This is a genomic window from Streptomyces sp. NPDC021115 (assembly GCF_044333065.1).
Lineage (GTDB): Bacteria > Actinomycetota > Actinomycetes > Streptomycetales > Streptomycetaceae > Streptomyces.
The window spans coordinates 1-16,517 of record NZ_JBIRQF010000030.1 but is presented as its reverse complement, the minus strand read 5'-3'; the positions used below and the strand labels follow the sequence as shown (position 1 = coordinate 16,517).

General features: G+C 71.7%; 14 protein-coding genes. 7 read left to right on the top strand and 7 right to left on the bottom strand.

Annotation, left to right across the window (positions count from 1 at the left end; translation table 11 throughout):
• The first annotated feature begins 23 nt into the window (after positions 1–23).
• Positions 24–1,592, top strand: a complete 1,569-nt coding sequence (gene dacB, locus ACH4TL_RS43660) for a D-alanyl-D-alanine carboxypeptidase/D-alanyl-D-alanine-endopeptidase (protein WP_398330619.1) — start codon at positions 24–26, stop codon at positions 1,590–1,592.
• Here the strand turns inward: dacB and yicI are convergent.
• The 6 genes from yicI to ACH4TL_RS43630 form a co-directional block, all read right to left on the bottom strand.
• Positions 1,573–3,891 carry an alpha-xylosidase gene (gene yicI, locus ACH4TL_RS43655; protein WP_398330616.1) on the bottom strand — a complete coding sequence of 773 codons (2,319 nt, stop codon included), beginning with the start codon at positions 3,889–3,891 and terminating at the stop codon, positions 1,573–1,575. The genes dacB and yicI overlap by 20 nt on opposite strands.
• A 16-nt stretch (positions 3,892–3,907) precedes the next feature.
• The gene (locus tag ACH4TL_RS43650) at positions 3,908–4,729 is read right to left on the bottom strand and encodes a carbohydrate ABC transporter permease (protein ID WP_398330613.1); all 822 of its coding nucleotides are present in this window, start codon (positions 4,727–4,729) and stop codon (positions 3,908–3,910) included.
• Positions 4,726–5,622 carry a carbohydrate ABC transporter permease gene (locus ACH4TL_RS43645; RefSeq protein ID WP_398330610.1) on the bottom strand — a complete coding sequence of 299 codons (897 nt, stop codon included), beginning with the start codon at positions 5,620–5,622 and terminating at the stop codon, positions 4,726–4,728. Before ACH4TL_RS43645 ends, ACH4TL_RS43650 begins: the two co-directional genes overlap by 4 nt.
• Positions 5,619–6,935 carry an extracellular solute-binding protein gene (locus tag ACH4TL_RS43640; protein WP_398330607.1) on the bottom strand — a complete coding sequence of 439 codons (1,317 nt, stop codon included), beginning with the start codon at positions 6,933–6,935 and terminating at the stop codon, positions 5,619–5,621. The genes ACH4TL_RS43645 and ACH4TL_RS43640 overlap by 4 nt, the downstream gene beginning before the upstream one ends.
• 196 nt (positions 6,936–7,131) lie before the next feature.
• Complete coding sequence (locus ACH4TL_RS43635) at positions 7,132–7,383, bottom strand: hypothetical protein (protein WP_398330604.1); 252 nt, start codon at positions 7,381–7,383, stop codon at positions 7,132–7,134.
• Positions 7,380–7,736, bottom strand: coding sequence for a hypothetical protein (locus ACH4TL_RS43630; protein ID WP_398330601.1), 357 nt, complete (start codon positions 7,734–7,736; stop codon positions 7,380–7,382). Before ACH4TL_RS43630 ends, ACH4TL_RS43635 begins: the two co-directional genes overlap by 4 nt.
• Positions 7,737–7,921: 185 nt before the next feature.
• Here ACH4TL_RS43630 and ACH4TL_RS43625 point away from each other — a divergent pair, with 185 nt between their 5' ends.
• From ACH4TL_RS43625 to ACH4TL_RS43600, 6 genes are all read left to right on the top strand, one after another.
• Positions 7,922–9,316 carry a nitrate/nitrite transporter gene (locus tag ACH4TL_RS43625; RefSeq protein ID WP_398330598.1) on the top strand — a complete coding sequence of 465 codons (1,395 nt, stop codon included), beginning with the start codon at positions 7,922–7,924 and terminating at the stop codon, positions 9,314–9,316.
• Positions 9,317–9,497: 181 nt separating this feature from the next.
• Positions 9,498–10,652 (top strand): uroporphyrinogen-III synthase, encoded by a 1,155-nt coding sequence (locus ACH4TL_RS43620; RefSeq protein ID WP_398330595.1) that lies wholly within the window; start codon positions 9,498–9,500, stop codon positions 10,650–10,652.
• Between the two features lie 303 nt (positions 10,653–10,955).
• Positions 10,956–11,573, top strand: coding sequence for a CGNR zinc finger domain-containing protein (locus tag ACH4TL_RS43615; RefSeq protein ID WP_398330592.1), 618 nt, complete (start codon positions 10,956–10,958; stop codon positions 11,571–11,573).
• A 265-nt stretch (positions 11,574–11,838) separates the two neighbouring features.
• The gene (locus ACH4TL_RS43610; protein ID WP_398330762.1) at positions 11,839–12,327 is read left to right on the top strand and encodes a sigma-70 family RNA polymerase sigma factor; all 489 of its coding nucleotides are present in this window, start codon (positions 11,839–11,841) and stop codon (positions 12,325–12,327) included.
• Positions 12,324–13,097 carry an anti-sigma factor family protein gene (locus ACH4TL_RS43605; protein WP_398330589.1) on the top strand — a complete coding sequence of 258 codons (774 nt, stop codon included), beginning with the start codon at positions 12,324–12,326 and terminating at the stop codon, positions 13,095–13,097. Before ACH4TL_RS43610 ends, ACH4TL_RS43605 begins: the two co-directional genes overlap by 4 nt.
• 214 nt (positions 13,098–13,311) lie before the next feature.
• Positions 13,312–15,690, top strand: coding sequence for a HelD family protein (locus ACH4TL_RS43600; protein WP_398330759.1), 2,379 nt, complete (start codon positions 13,312–13,314; stop codon positions 15,688–15,690).
• 242 nt (positions 15,691–15,932) lie between these two features.
• Here the strand turns inward: ACH4TL_RS43600 and ACH4TL_RS43595 are convergent, their stop codons facing one another.
• On the bottom strand, positions 15,933–16,139 hold the full coding sequence (locus ACH4TL_RS43595) for a cold-shock protein (RefSeq protein ID WP_009717477.1): 207 nt from the start codon (positions 16,137–16,139) through the stop codon (positions 15,933–15,935).
• Positions 16,140–16,517 lie beyond the last annotated feature (378 nt).

Below are 16,517 nucleotides of genomic sequence, written 5' to 3'. Positions count from 1 at the left end.
CCGGTGCGGGATCCTGCCGTCGCATGAGGAGACCTGTGAACCGTCGTGCGCGCGCCTGGAGCTGGCCCCTCGTCATCGGGCTGGTCTGTACCCTCACCTGGAGTTCACCGGCCGGGGCCGACGCCTCGCGCGGCGGGCTCGACACAATACTCGACAGCATCCTCGACGACCCCCTGCTGAGGGGCGGGGCGGCCGGGGTGGTGGTGGCCGATGCCGCGTCCGGCGACGTGCTGTACCGGCATCAGGCCGACGACCGGCTGATGCCCGCCTCCAACACCAAGCTGTTCACCTCGGCCGCCGCCATGGGCCTGCTCGGGCCCGACCACACGTTCCGCACCGACGTGTCGGCCGAGGGCACCCGGCACGGCCGGACGCTGCGCGGGGATCTGTACCTGCGGGGGACCGGCGATCCCACGATGCTCGCCGCGGACTACGACCGGCTGGCGAAGGACGTCGCCGACGCGGGGATCGGCCGGGTCACCGGGCGGCTGGTCGCCGACGACACGCGGTTCGACGCGCAGCGCGTGGGCCGCTCCTGGGCCGCGGACGACGAGTCGTCGTACTACGCGGCGCAGATCTCGCCGCTCACCGTCGCCCCCGACACCGACTACGACGCGGGCAGCGTCATCGTCGAGGTCGCGCCCGGCGCCTCGGCGGGGGAGCGGCCGAAGGTGACGGTCACGCCGAAGACGCGGTACGTACGGATCGACAACCGGGCGACCACCGGGAGCGGCGGCCTCACCGTCGAACGACAGCACGGCACCAACACCATCACCGTCAGCGGCGCCATCGCCCCCGGTGCGCCGACGGCCAAGGAGTGGGTCAGCGTCTGGGAGCCCACCGGGTACGCCGCCGCCGTGTTCGCCGACGCGCTCGAGCGGCACGGCGTACGGGTCGAAGGGCGGACCCGGCTCGGCGAGGCCACCCCGCAGGACGCGCGTCCGCTCGCGTCGCACCGCTCGATGCCGCTCAAGAAGCTGCTGATCCCCTTCATGAAGCTCTCGAACAACATCCACGCCGAGGTGCTGACCAAGGCGATCGGCTACGAGACGGCGGGCCGCGGGACCTGGGACGCCGGGCTGGCCGCCATCGCCGACTGGCTCAAGAAGCTGGGCGTGGACAGCGGGGCGGCGCGGCAGGTGGACGGGTCGGGGCTGTCCCGGATGGACAACATCGCGGCCGGGCAGCTCACCGAGCTGCTGCTGGCGGTCCGTCAGCAGCCCTGGTACGCGGGCTGGTACGCGTCCCTGCCGGTGGCCTGCGCCCCGGACCGCTTCACCGGCGGCACGCTGCGCTCGCGCATGTGCGGCACCCCGGCCGCGGGCAACGCGCGCGGCAAGACCGGCTCCCTGACCGGGGCCTCCGGGCTCTCCGGGTACGTCACCGACGCGGACGGCCGGGAGCTGGTCTACAGCATCGTCTTCAACAACTACCTCGCCCCCTCCGTGAAGAGCCTGGAGGACGCGATCGTGGTGACGTTGGCGGGGTCGTCCGGCGAGGGGCGCGTCAAGGCGGTGCGGCCCCGGGCCGTACGCGGCGCGGCGGGCACAGCGGACCTGGAGTGTTCCTGGGTCAAGCCCCGTCGCTGCTGAGCGGCGGGCTGAGCGTCAGCGTCAGGGCGGCCGTCCCCGCCTCCGCGTCGGCGGACGGCCCGCCCACCACCTCCACCCGCCAGGGCGCCGGGGCGCCTTCCGCCTCGGCGCGCAGGGTGTCCCCGTCCCGTACGACGGTGAACGCGGCGGCCGTCGAACCGTCCGGAGCCGGGACCCGCACGGTGACCCCGGTGCCGGGCAGGGCGGACGGTTCGTACACCCGCAGCGTCACCCCGTCCGCCCAGTCGGCGTCCGGCCGGTCGTACGCCGCGCCGAACGGGATCACGGCGCCGGGCCGGGCCAGCAGCGGGACGCTCAGGAAGCCGTGCCGCTCGCGCACCCAGCGCGGGCCGCGCACGGTCCGGCCGCTGAGCACATGCGTCCACACCCCCTCCGGGACGTAGTACGCGACCTCGCCCTCGTCGTCGAAGACCGGCGCGACCAGCAGATCCCCGCCGAGCATGTACTGCCGCTCCAGTCCCGCGCAGCCCGGGTCATCGGGGAATTCGAGGACCATGGCGCGCATCACCGGCACGCCCTCGCCGTGCGCCTGCCGCGCCGCCTCGTACAGGTACGGCATCAGCCGCAGCTTCAGACGGGTGAAGAAGCGCAGCACCGCGACCGACTCCTCGTCGAAGTGCCACGGCACGCGGTACGAGGACGAGCCGTGCAGCCTGCTGTGCGAGGACAGCAGGCCGAAGGCGATCCAGCGCTTGAAGAGCGCGGGATCGGGGGTGCCCTCGAAGCCGCCGATGTCATGGCTCCAGAAGCCGAAGCCGGACAGCCCGAGGGAGAGCCCGCCGCGCAGGGATTCGGCCATCGCCTCGTACGTGGACTCGCAGTCGCCGCCCCAGTGCACCGGGTACTGCTGGCCGCCCGCGGTCGCGGAGCGGGCGAAGACGACGGCCTCCCGCGTCCCCCGCCGCTCGCGCAGTGCCTCGAAGACGGTGCGGTTGTAGAAGTGGGTGTAGTAGTTGTGCATCCGCTCCGGGTCGGAGCCGTCCGCGTACACCACGTCCAGCGGCACCCGCTCGCCGAAGTCGGTCTTGAAGCAGTCCACGCCCATGTCGAGCAGCGCGGTCAGCTTCTCCGCGTACCAGGCCCGCGCGGCGGGGCTGGTGAAGTCGACCAGGGCCATGCCGGGCTGCCACAGGTCCCACTGCCACACCGAGCCGTCCGGCCGCTTGAGCAGATGTCCGGCCGCCTTGCCCTCGGCGAAGAGCGGGGAGCGCTGCGCGATGTACGGGTTGATCCATACGCAGACGCGCAGGCCCCGCTCGCGCAGCCGCCGCAGCATCCCCGCCGGGTCGGGGAAGACGCGCGGGTCCCAGGTGAAGTCGCACCAGTGGTGCTCGCGCATCCAGAAGCAGTCGAAGTGGAAGACGGACAGCGGCAGTTCGCGCCGCGCCATGCCGTCCACGAAGCCGGTGACCGTCTCCTCGTCGTAGGAGGTGGTGAAGGAGGTGGACAGCCACAGCCCGAAGGACCAGGCGGGCGGTAGCGCGGGGCGGCCGGTGAGGGCGGTGTACTTCCGGAGAATCTCCTTGGGCGTGGGCCCGTGGATGACGTAGTACGTCAGCTCCTGGCACTCGGCGCTGAACTGGATGCGGGAGACCGCCTCCGAGCCGACCTCGAAGGAGACGTTGCCGGGGTGGTCGACGAAGACGCCGTAGCCCGCGTCGGTGAGGTAGAAGGGGATGTTCTTGTACGCCTGTTCGGTGGCGGTGCCGCCGTCGGCGTTCCAGATGTCGACGGTCTGGCCGTTCTTCACCAGCGGGCCGAAGCGCTCGCCGAGGCCGTAAGCGGAGGTACCGACCCCGAGGCGCAGCCGTTCGCGCAGGTAGTGGCCGCCCTCGGCGGTCTCCATGAGGGCCATGTCCTTGGGCCCGCTGTCGGTGAGGGTGCGGCCGTCGGCCTCGAAGGCCACGCGCCACGGACCGGTGCGGGCGATGGTCAAGGTGAGGGCGCCGGAGGTGAGCCGGGCCTCGTCCTCGTCGCAGGACACCTCCCCGTACGAGCCGTCGGCCAGCTCGAACGACGGGCCCCGGTCGGCCCCGCCCGCGAAGTGGGTGAGCCGGACCCCGATCACGCCGGGCATCGGCGCGGTGCAGGTCAGGGTGAGGACCGGGCCCTTGAGGAGGTCGCCGCGGTGGCGCACCGGTTGGGTGGGGGCGTGCACGGTGAGGCCGGCGGGGCCCGTTTCCACGTCGCCGTGCCCCGTCTCCACATCGAGCACCCCGGCCGGGTACGCGGCGCGTACGCCGTCCCGCAGCAGCCAGTAGCCGTCGCTGAACTTCATGAACCGCCGCTCCTCGTCACTTGACCGCGCCCGCGGCGATGCCACGGGTCAGGGTCCGCTGGAAGATCAGGAAGAAGATGACCGCGGGGACCACGCCGAGCAGCGCGGCCGCGTTGGTCATGGTGGCGTCCATCAGCCGCTGGCCCTGGAGGACACCGAGGGCGACCGACACGGTCTGGTTGTCGTTGGAGATCAGCATCACCAGCGGCAGCAGGAACTCGTTCCAGGTCCAGATGAAGAAGAACACCAGCAGCACCCCGATGGTCGGGCGGCTGACCGGCACCACCACCCGCCACAGCACCTGCCACTTGTTCGCCCCGTCGATCCGCGCCGCCTCGACGATCTCCCGGGGGAAGGCGCCGAGGACGGAGGCGAGCAGATAGGTGCCGAACGCGGCCTGGATCACGCTGAAGACGAGGATCACGCTCAGCCGGGTGTCGTACAGCCCCACCCGCTTCGACAGGTAGTAGACGGGGTAGACCAGCGCCTCCTGCGGCAGCATGTTCGCCAGCACGAAGAAGGCCAGCACCCAGGGGCGGCCCTTCACCCGGCCGATGCCGATGGCGTACGCGTTGAGCACGGACAGCACGGCGGCGCCGATCGCCACCGAGCCCGAGATCAGCACGGAATTGATCAGCTTCTGCCCGAAGTCGACCCGTTCCCAGAAGTCCGTGATCCCGTCCAGATAGAGCCCCTCGGGCAGGCTCAGCGGCCCGTTCGCGGAGTACTCGGCGGGCGACTTGACCGCGTTGAGGGCGACCACCAGGAACGGCAGCACCATCAGGACGGCCGCCACGATCAGCGCGGCCAGCACCGGATATCGCCTGAGGGACCTCATCGCTCCTGGTCCTCCGCCCTCGTCTGGAGGCGCAGGGCGGCCAGGGCCAGCGCCAGGATGATCACGGTGAGCACGGTCGAGACCGCGGAGCCGTAGCCGATCTGCGTCTTCTCGAAGAACGACTGGAAGGAGAAGTACGAGGGGACGTTGGTCGCCCCGCCCGGCCCGCCCTTGGTGAGCACGTACACCGCGCCGAACACCTTGAGCGCGGCGATCGTGCACCACAGCAGCACGACGGAGATCTCCGGGCGGATCTGCGGCAGCGTGACGTGCCAGAACCGCCGCCACCACGAGGCGCCGTCCAGCTCGGCCGCCTCGTACAGCGCCGGATCGACGCGCTGGAGCCCCGCCATGAACACCACCAGCGGAAAGCCCAGCTGGACCCACACCATCACGCCCATCACGCTGTACAGCGCGAGATCCGGATCGCCCAGCCAGTCGTGGCGCAGCGAGCCGAGGCCGACCGCCTCCAGCAGGTCGTTGAGCGCGCCGTTGTCGGGGGCCAGGATCCAGCTCCAGACGATGCCCGCGACCGCGATCGGCAGCACCTGCGGCAGATAGAAGCAGGCGCGCAGCACGCTCGCGACGCGGGTGCCGACGTGCTTGCCGACGTAGTCGAACAGCGCGGCCGCCAGCACCAGGCCGAGCGCGGTCGGGATCGCCGCCATCGCCACCACCATGGCGACGCTGTGCCGGAAGGACTCCCAGAAGGCGTCGTCGCCCAGCAGCGTCCGGTAGTTGTCGAGACCGGCCCACTCCGGGGTGCCGACGCCCTGCCAGTGGGTGAGGCTGATCCCGGTGTTCATCAGGAACGGGACGACGATGACGGCGAGGAACGCCAGCGCGCCGGGGATCAGGAAGAGCGTGTACGGATACTCGCGGCGCGCTCTCATCCCTTCGGCGCGCCCGCCTCGTACGCCTTCTCCAGCGCGTCCAGATAGGCGTCCGGCTTGGCGCTGCCCGTCATCAGCTTCTGGGTCTCGGAGACGAGGGTGTCGTAGAAGCCCGGCACCGGCCAGTCCGGGTAGAAGGCGAGGCCGCCGCGGTCGGCGTAGCCGGTGAAGTCCTGGATCAGGCTCTTCGCCTTGGGGTCGGTGATCGCGGCCGGATCGGCGGCCACGGGCACGCCGCCCTTGTTGCCCAGGGTGTTCTGGATGCCCTTCTTCATCGTGATGTCGATGAAGTCGTACGCGAGCTGCTTGTTCTTCGCGCCCTTGGGGACGACCCACAGATTGCCGCCGGAGCCGAGGGTCAGCTTCGAGCCGGGGAAGGGGAACGTGCCCCACTCGTCCTTGATCTCCGACCGGAAGCGGCCGAACCACCAGCTGCCGGAGAAGAACATCGGATACTTCCCCGCGATGAACGCCGCGCCCGCGTCCTCCGCCTTGGTGCCGCTCGAACTCTTCGCGATCCAGCCCTTCTTCACCCAGTCGGCGAAGGTGGTGGCGCCGTAGGTCCAGGCGGCGTCGTGGAAGTCGGGCTTGCCCTTGTACTGCTCGTACGCGTCCACCCAGGAGCGGTCGGCCTTGGACAGGGCCAGCTGGTAGACGTACTGCTGGGCGGGGTATTCGGCGCCCGCGCTGGCGAGCGGGGTGACGCCCTTGTCCTTGAACGCCTTCAGCGCGGCGGTGAACTCCCCGAAGGTGGTCGGGACCTTCACCTTGTGCTTCTCGAAGAGGGTCTTGTTGTAGAAGACCATCGTGTACTCGGCGTAGTTCGGCACCCCGAACCACTTGCCGGAGCCCATCACGCCCCGCTCGTCGTACCGGCTGGTGGTGCGCACCTCGGCGTTGAGCGGCTTGTCCCAGCCGCGCTTGGTGACCTCCGGGGTGAGGTCGGTGAGCAGCCCCTGCTTGGAGAGCAGCCCGGTGGTGGCGTTGCCCTTGTTGTACTCCATGAGGTCGGGCGCGCTGTCCGAGCCGAGCACCATCGAGGCGGTCTTCTGGATCTGTTCGAAGCCCTTCTCCTCGAACTTCACCGTCACGCCGGGATGGCTCTTCTTGAACTCCTCGATCGCCTGCTTCCAGGCCGCGCCCATGGCGCCGTTGGGTGCCTCGTAATGCCATAACCGGAGCGTCTTGCCGTCCCCGGCCTCATCCCCGCCGCCCCCGCACCCCGCCAGGACCAGTGCCCCCGCGAGGGCGGCCGCGATGACGGCCCCGTGTCGTCCCGTCCGTCGTCTCGTCCGTTTCCGTGCCGTCAACATCCACTGCCTCCGGGAGGGTTGGGAGGAATGTGCACGTGCAACGTTCGTCGAAGCGCTTCGATGGGCAGCAGGTATAGGTGGGCGCGGAGAGGTATGTCAATGGCGTTGACAAAATGCTGGGGGAAGCCCGTGGATCAGCGCGGGGGAGGCATGCGCGGGGTCCGCCCGGGATGGGCGGCGCGTCAGGCGGTGACGATCACCAGGCCGTGACCTGGAGGACGAAGACGCGCTCCAGTCGCGGGATCACCTGGCAGACAAACATGCCGCCGGGTACGAGGTGATTCTCGCCGCGCGGTGACGGGCCTTGGTAGGCAGTGCCGTCCAGGTAGAGGGCAGCCGCCGCCCGGACCAGCTCGTCCGCCTTCTTCTCCACTTCGGCGATCAAGGCGGGTGGGGCGCCGCCCACGACGTGTTCCTCGCCGGGCTCGTACTCCCAGGCCCAGCTCACGCGGTTGTCTCCCGGGCCTCGTTCACGACGGCCAGGAGATCGTTCATGGCGGAACGCCACGCGGGGTCGTCCCTGTCGAGGGTGTGGACGGCGTGCTCGGCGTTGCGGCGGCGCGCCGTGAGGTCAGGGCGGCGCTCGATCTCGACCTCGCCCGCCCAGATGGTCAGCCACTGGCGGATGGGACCCAGGTTGTTGTGCTCGGCCGCCAGCGCGAACGCCTCGTTCTTCTGGGTTTCCATCTCGCCGAGGCGATGGGGTGCGACCCGTGCGAGTGCGAGGCGCAGTGATTCCGGGGTCCGCTCCGGTCGGGGGATGACGCCGTCGACGGGCGGTTCGACGGGATGTGCGCTCATGCGATCCTCCGGCGGGGCGGGCGGTCCATCCGAACAGTACACAAGGGCGGGTATGCGACAGGACCCCTCACCGCATCCCGCCCCCGCGGGTGAGAGCAAGGTTTCGTGGCGGTCACCTGCCGCCACAGCCCGGTAATCCACCGTGCCTACCGTCGGGCAGCGACACCGAGCACCGTGGAGGCCTGATGACTGCCCCGACCACCACCGCCGCCCGTCAGGGGGGCCGCTGGATCGAGGAGTGGGATCCGGAGGACGAGACGTTCTGGCGGGAGAAGGGGGAGCGGATCGCGACCCGGAACCTGGTCTTCTCCATCCTCTCCGAGCACATCGGCTTCTCCATCTGGAGCCTGTGGTCGGTGATGGTGCTGTTCATGGGGCCGGAGTACGGGGTCGACCCGGCCGGGAAGTTCTTCCTGGTCGCGATGCCCACCCTGGTCGGCGGCGTCCTCCGCGTCCCGTACACCTTCGCCGTGGCCCGCTTCGGCGGCCGCAACTGGACGGTGATCAGCGCCGCGATGCTGCTGGTGCCGTCGCTGGCGGCCGCCTGGGTGATGGAGCCCGGCACCTCGTACACCACGTTCATGGTGGTCGCGGCGCTCACCGGGGTCGGCGGCGGGAACTTCGCGTCCTCCATGACCAACATCAACTCCTTCTACCCGCTGCGCAAGAAGGGCTGGGCGCTCGGGCTCAACGCGGGTGGCGGCAACATCGGCGTGCCGGTCGTCCAGCTGATCGGGCTGCTCGTCATCGGCACGGCCGGGGCCACCCACCCGCGGATCGTGCTGGCCGTCTACCTGCCGCTGATCGTGGTCGCCGCGGCCCTCTCGGCGCTCTTCATGGACAACCTGGCGCCGGTGAAGAACGACGGCGGGGCGGCCAAGGAGGCGGCCCGCGACGCCCACACCTGGATCATGTCGCTGCTCTACATCGGCACCTTCGGCTCCTTCATCGGCTACAGCTTCGCCTTCGGTCTGGTGCTCCAGAACCAGTTCGACCGCACCCCGCTGCAGGCCGCCTCGCTCACCTTCATCGGCCCGCTGCTGGGCTCCCTCATCCGCCCCGTGGGCGGGCGGCTGGCCGACCGTTACGGCGGCGCGCGGATCACGCTGTGGAACTTCGCCGGGATGGCCGCCGCGACGCTCGTGGTCGTCTACGCCTCGGCGCAGCGGTCGCTGCCCGTCTTCCTCGTCGGCTTCATCGCGCTCTTCGTCCTCAGCGGGCTCGGCAACGGCTCCACGTTCAAGATGATCCCCGGGATCTTCCAGGCCAAGGCCGTCGCCCGCGGGCTCGCCGGCGAGGAGGCCGCGGCCTACGGGCGGCGGCTGTCCGGTGCGGCGATGGGGCTGATCGGGGCGGTCGGCGCGCTCGGCGGGCTCGGCATCAACCTGGCCTTCCGGGAGTCCTTCGGCAGCGCCCACTCCGGCACCCCGGCCTTCGTCTCCTTCCTCGCCTACTACGCCCTGTGCTCGGCGGTGACCTGGGCGGTATACCTCCGCCGCACCCCGGCCGCGGCCCGGCCCGCGGACGCCGGGGCACCGGAGGCCCGGGCGGCGCGGCAGCCCGCCTACGCGGATGTATGAGCCACGCGTGAGGCAGCCGGGGCGTACGGTCGGAGGCGTGCTCGTGACCGTACGCCCCGTTACACCCGGGAAACCTCCGTGAACCGCGTCCGTCACGGGACGGCGCCAGGATGACGACTCACCCCAAGGCGCGCATACGACAGTGAACCGGGACGAGCCGAGAGCCGAGAGTCAGAGCCACATGCAGCGAGACCAACACCAGGCGACGACCGTCGGACCCCTCGCGGGGTTCACCGTCGGTGTCACCGCCGCGCGCCGCGCCGATGAACTCGGCGCCCTGCTGCTACGGCGCGGCGCGGCCGTCCTGCACGCGCCCGCGCTGCGGATCGTACCGCTCTCCGACGACTCCGAACTGCTCACCGCCACGAAGCAGTTGATCGACCACGCCCCTGATGTGGTGGTCGCCACCACCGCCATCGGCTTCCGCGGCTGGGTCGAGGCCGCCGACGGCTGGGGTCTCGGCGACGCCCTGCTGAACCGGCTGCGCGACGTCGAACTGCTGGCCCGCGGGCCCAAGGTGCGCGGCGCCATACGGGCCGCCGGGCTCACCGAGAAGTGGTTCCCGGCCTCCGAATCGATGGCCGAGGTGCTCGACCGGCTGCTGGAGGAGGGCGTCGACGGCCGCCGCGTCGCCGTCCAGCTGCACGGCGAGCCGCTGCCCGGCTTCGTCGAGGCGCTGCGCGCCGGGGGCGCGGAGGTCGTCGGCGTGCCGGTGTACCGGTGGATGCCGCCGGAGGACATCGGGCCGGTCGACCGGCTGCTGGACGCCACGGTCGCGCGTGCCGTGGACGCCGTCACCTTCACGAGTGCGCCCGCCGCCGTGAGCCTGCTGGAGCGGGCCGAGCGGCGCGGTCTGCGGGACGCGTTGCTCGACGCGCTGCGGCACGATGTGCTGGCCGCGTGCGTCGGGCCGGTGACCGCGCAGCCGCTGGAGGTCCTGGACGTGCCCACCAGTCAGCCCGAACGCTTCCGGCTCGGCCCGCTCGTGCAGTTGCTGACCGCGGAACTTCCCGGCCGGGTGCGCCCGTTGCCGGTCGCCGGTCGGCGGCTGGAGATCCGCGGCCACGCGGTGGTCGTGGACGGCGAGCTGCGGGCCGTCCCGCCCGCCGGGATGGCCCTGCTGCGGGCCCTGGCCCGCCACCCGGGGTGGGTCGTGGCCCGTGCCGACCTGCTGAAGGTATTGCCGGGGGCGGGGCGGGACGAGCACGCCGTGGAGACGGCGATGGCTCGCCTGCGGACTGCTCTGGGCTCGCCGAAGCTGATCCAGACGGTGGTCAAGCGGGGGTACCGGCTGGCCCTCGACCCAGCGGCCGACGCCAAGTACGCCGACGCGTAGCGGCACGCCTTGCCGTTTCGCTCCCGGATACGCCCCGGTGCGCCTTGCCGTTTCGTTTCCGGGCGTGGGCCGGTGGTCGGGTTGTGCCCACCCGTCCCGCCCCGCGGGACGATTGCCCACAACCAGGTTGCACGTTCCCAGCCGCTCCGGGCCGTACCACCCAGCCCCTCCGGCGTTTGAGGAGCGGGGGTTTGGGGGCGGAGCCCCCAAGGGGCTGGGGCGCAGCCCCAGGCGGGGTACCGGGGCGGGGCCGGGACGGGCACCCTGGAGGGGAGCCCACGTGCCCCTGGAGGTGACAGGAACATGGCGGCGGACGCCTTCGACCTGCGGTTCGACTCCGGGCGCATCTGCCTGGACCTGGTGGCCACCGTCGACGGCCGCCTCACCGAGACCCCCGTCGAACGCCTCGACGGCGTCGAACCCCTCAGAGCCTGGCTGCTCGGCACAGGGCTCATCCCCCGGGGCACGGTCCTCGACGCGGTCGACACCGCATGGCTCACCCGCTTCCGCGCCGCCCGCGACCTCCTCCACCGCATCGTGCACACGGAGGTCGAGGGGAGGGCGGCGGGACCGGACCTGGAGCGGGTGAACGCGCTCGCCGCCACCGCCCCGCCCGCCGTACGGGCCGTACGCGCCACCGACGGCACCCTCGTCGCCCGGCTCACGGCCGCCCCGGACTGCGGGGCGCTGCTCGCGCAGATCGCCCGCGACGCGGTCGCGCTGCTCACCGACCCGGTCGCGCGCGGGCAGCTGCGGCGCTGTGAGGGGGAGAGCTGCTCGCTGGTGTACCTGGACACCTCGCGGGGGCGCCGCCGCCGCTGGTGCTCCAGCGAATTGTGCGGCAACCGGGAGCGCGTGGCACGCCACAGACGCCGTTCAAACCCCAAGCACGAGCAAAACATGAACGAGTTTCAGACATGACGCAGGCCCCGGATGGGGGGACCGGGGCCTGCGGGGCGGTGTTTGGGGAGGGAGCCCTTTATGGTGGCCGACGCCCGCCCGGCGCCGGGTTCTCGGCCTCAAGTACGTGTCGTGGCCCGGGAAATGTTCAGTGCAGAAGTGGGAGGAATGTCACAGGGTTGTGAATGAACGGCGGATCATTCCAGCCCGTACGCCCCTCGACCCAGCGCCTTGCGTACGCAAAGATGCCCTCGTGACCGAGAGGACGACACCGGACGACGCGCTGATGCGCGCGCTCTACGCGGAGCATGCGGGCCCGCTTCTCGCCTTCGTCCTGCGCCTGGTCGCAGGCGACCGGCACCGCGCCGAGGACGTGGTTCAGGAGACGCTTTTACGGGCTTGGCGCAATGCCGACCAGCTCCAGCGCAGCGGCGGGTCCGTCCGCCCGTGGCTGGTAACGGTGGCTCGCCGTATCGTCATCGACGGCCACCGAAGCCGCCGTGCCCGCCCCCAAGAGGTCGACGCGGCCCCCCTGCATGTCATGCCCGCAGCGGATGACATAGACCGGGCGCTCCGCCAGATGACCATTTCCGATGCCCTGAATGACCTGTCCGATGCGCACAGAGAGGCGCTCGTCGAGACATACTTCAAGGGACGGACGGTGAGTGAGGCTGCGGAAGTGCTGCGCGTGCCGCCCGGGACCGTACGTTCCCGGGTCTACTACGCGATGCGTGCCCTCAAGCTCTCACTTGAGGAACGGGGGGTCACGGCATGATGCCGGCAGCGGACGACCAGCAGCACACCGCCGTCGGCGCCTATGCGCTCGGCGTCCTCGACGCGGCCGACGCGGCGCGCTTCGAGGAGCACCTGATCGGGTGCGAGCGATGTGCGGCAGAGCTGGACGGGCTGATGGGCATCCCCCCGCTGCTGGCCGACTACGCGACCAACGCGGACGGCACGGCCGTCCCCGACCCCGCGACCCTCACCGCCCGCCCCGGGCCCGAGTTGCTGGGGCGGCTGCTCGACGAGGTGACGGTCAGCCGCCGTACGAAGCGCCGCAGGCGGCTGTTCCTCGTCGCCGCGGCGGGCCTCATGATCGTCGGCGGCCCGCTCGCGGGCGCGGCGGTCACCTCGGGCGACGGCGACGGCGGGGGCGGCGGGAACCCCCCGGTGGCCGCGCCGAACCCGGCGCAGGTGGCGTACGACCAGGGCAAGAAGTACAGCTCGGTGGACCCGCAGACCAAGGTGGACGCCTCGGTCTCGCTCGTCCAGAAGGGCTGGGGCACCGGCATCGCGCTCAAGCTGGGCAACCTCAAGGGCCCCAAGAGCTGCAATCTGATCGCCATCGGCAAGGACGGTCACGAGGAGACCGTCACGACGTGGGCCGTGCCCACCGCGGGCTACGGGATCAAGGACGGCGACGGCTCCCGCTGGAACAAGGAACCGCTGTACGCCCAGGGCGGCGCGGCCATGAACGAGGGCGACATCGCCCGCTTCGAGGTCCGCACCCTCGACGGCCAGCGGCTGGCCGAGGTCAACGTCTGACCCGTCCGACCCTCGCTGTCCGAGGTCCATTTCCGACCGGTCGATATCCGAGCGGCACGCACGGGTGGGTGTACGGTTGACGGCTGCCCTATGTACACAGAAGGGGGCTTGGGTGGCCGCGCAGAACGCCACGCAGAACGTTACGCGGAACGTCACGCACGAAAGCCGGACGGCCCCGCCGCGTGACGGTGGGGACGGGGTCCGGGACGGCGAGATCCGGATCGAACAGACCCATCTGGACCGTGTGTACCGCCGCCTCGAGGAGAAGATCCACGAGGCGGAGTTCCTCATGAACGACGCCGCCAAGCGCGGCCAGGTCGGCACCCCGGGCGCGCTCGCCGAGCGCGATGCCCAGGTGTTCCGCGCCGGGGTCCACCTCAACCGGCTGAACAGCGAGTTCGAGGACTTCCTCTTCGGCCGCATCGATCTCCTCCTCGGCAAGGACGGCGAGCGCGGCCCGGACGGCGCGTACACCTCCGTCGAACCCGCCGACGACGCCATCCGGCCGGGGGAGGACGGGGACCGCGCGGAGATCGCGGAGACCCTGCACATCGGCCGCATCGGGGTGCTGGACGCCGACTACTCCCCGCTGGTGATCGACTGGCGGGCCCCCGCCGCCGCCCCCTTCTACCGCTCCACCCCGGTCGCCCCCGGCCGCGTCGTGCGCCGCCGCGTGATCCGCAGCAAGGGCCGCCGGGTGCTCGGCGTCGAGGACGACCTGATGCGCCCCGAGCTGACCGCGACCCTCGGCGGCGAGGCGCTTCCGGTGGTCGGCGACGGCGCGCTGATGGCCGCGCTCGGCCAGGCCCGCGGCCACACCATGCGCGACATCGTCGCCTCCATCCAGGCCGAGCAGGACATGGTGATCCGCGCGCCCGCCGCCTCCGTCACCGAGGTCGAGGGCGGCCCCGGCACCGGCAAGACCGCGGTCGCGCTGCACCGCGCGGCGTATCTGCTGTACCAGGACCGCAGGCGGTACGCGGGCGGCATCCTGGTCGTCAGCCCCACCCCGCTGCTCGTCGCGTACACCGAGGGCGTGCTGCCCTCGCTCGGCGAGGAGGGCCAGGTGGCGATCCGCGCGGTCGGCTCCCTGGTCGAGGGCGCCGAGGCCACCACGTACGACGAACCGGCCGTGGCCCGGATCAAGGGCTCGTCGCGCATGACGAAGGTGCTGCGCAAGGCGGCCCGCGGCGCCCTGGAGCTGACGCCGGCGCGCCCGGCGCCCGCCGCTGCCGACGACGGCCAGCTGACCCTGGACGACGCGGCCGACGACACGCCGACGCCGAGCAGAGGGCAGAGACCCGGCGGGCCGCCCGAGCTGCTGCGGGTGGTCGCCTTCGGCACCCGCGTCGAGCTGGACGCCGACGAGCTGCGCGGCATCCGGCAGAACGCGCTGGGCGGCACCGCGCCCGTCAACCTGCTGCGCCCGCGCGCCCGACGGCTGCTGCTGGACGCCCTGTGGGCCCGTTCGGGCGGCCCGCGGCGCTATACGGACCCCGAACTTGCCGCCGAGGCCCGGGAGGGCTTCGACGAGGACATCTCGGGCGAGGACGCGTTCACCGACTTCCTCGACGCCTGGTGGCCCGAGCTGACCCCGCGCTCCGTGCTCGCCGCGATGGCCGACGAGAAGCGTCTGGCCCGCTGGTCACGGCGGGTGCTGAACCCGCGCGAGGCCCGTCAGGTGGCCCGCTCCCTGGCCCGTCTCGGCCCGGAAGGGAAGGGCCCGCTGTCGGTGCACGACGTGGCGCTGCTGGACGAGCTGCACACCGTCCTGGGCGTCCCGGCCCGCCCCGCCAAGCCCCGCGAGGTCGATCCGCTGGACCAGCTCACCGGGCTGGACGAGCTGACCACCTTCGCCGACCGCAGCGCGCCCCGGCGCGGCCGCGCCGACCGGGCGGAGCAGGAGCGCGCCGACTACGCGCACATCATCGTCGACGAGGCCCAGGACCTGACGCCCATGCAGTGGCGGATGGTGGGGCGGCGCGGCCGCCACGCCACCTGGACGGTCGTCGGCGATCCGGCCCAGTCCTCCTGGTCCGCCCCGGACGAGGCCGCCGAGGCCCGTGACGAGGCGCTGGGCACCCGTCCGCGCCGCCGCTTCACCCTCACCGTCAACTACCGCAACCCGGCGGAGATCGCCGAGCTGGCCGCCAAGGTGCTGGCCCTCGCGATGCCCGGCACGCCCTCGCCCCGCGCGGTCCGCTCGACCGGCGCCGTCCCGCGGTTCGCGCCGGTCCCCGAGCGCGCGGACGGCGACCTGGGCGCCCATGTGCGCGCCGAGGCGGCCCGGCTGCTGGAGGAGGTGGACGGCACGGTCGGCGTCGTCGTCGCCATGGGCCGCCGCGAGAAGGCCCGCCGCTGGCTGGCCGGGCTCGGCGACCGGGTGGTGGCGCTGGGCAGCCTGGAGGCCAAGGGGCTGGAGTACGACGCGACGGTGGTGGTCTCGCCCGCCGAGATCGCCGACGAGTCACCGGCCGGGCTGCGGGTGCTGTACGTGGCGCTCACCCGGGCGACCCAGCGGCTGACAGTGATCCCCGGCGAGCGTGACGACCCGGACCGGGACGGGGTCCCGGACCTGCTCAGGGCCGACTGAGCGACGGCCGCGCGACGGCCGGGGGCTGTCCGGGGGCGGTCCGGGGGCCGACCGGGCGACGGACCGAAATCGGGCCGTCCGGCGGGGAATCGCTTCCGGGGATGGTTTGTTAGCCTTGCTGTGGCACCGGCTCGATCCAAGCCCCCGGGCCCAACCATCGTCGCTACGAGCGACCACTTGCCGCGAGGCGAGCATGGCGGGTCGGTGCCACCTACGACGTCATAGCGCGGAGGTCCGCGTCCTCAGCCGAGGACGCGGACCTCTTCGGCTTGCGGGCCCTTGCGGCCCTGCACGATCTGGAATTCGACCCGCTGGTCGTCCGCAAGGCTGCGGTAGCCGTTGCCGTTGATCGAGCTGTAGTGGACGAAGACGTCCGGTCCGCCGCCCTCCTGGGCGATGAAGCCGTAGCCCTTCTCGGCGTTGAACCATTTGACGGTGCCCTGAGCCATGCCCGCTGCTCCTCGTGTTCCTCGACGCCGCCTGGACGTCGTTCGGCGCTGTGCGCGCCAGAGCCTAGGTGCGTGGGCTGCGGGAACGGCCCGCCTCGCCCGGCGTTCCCGCGAAGGAGTGGGGCTTTCCACTCGGCTGACCCCACCCCGGTATGTCAGAACAATATGTCCGAAAGTCGGGCCGGGTTACCCCGTACCAGAAGGTAGGTGCAACCATCTGAGGATGTGGCCCGGTCGTCCGGGCTTGAACTACCTGGCACAAGCGAAAGCAGAGGAAGACGGTCATGGCAACGGCGCCCAGCGTCTCGTACTCGATGACGGTCCGGTTGGAGGTGCCCGCGAGTGGTACCGCGGTCAGCCAGCTGACCACGGCCGTGG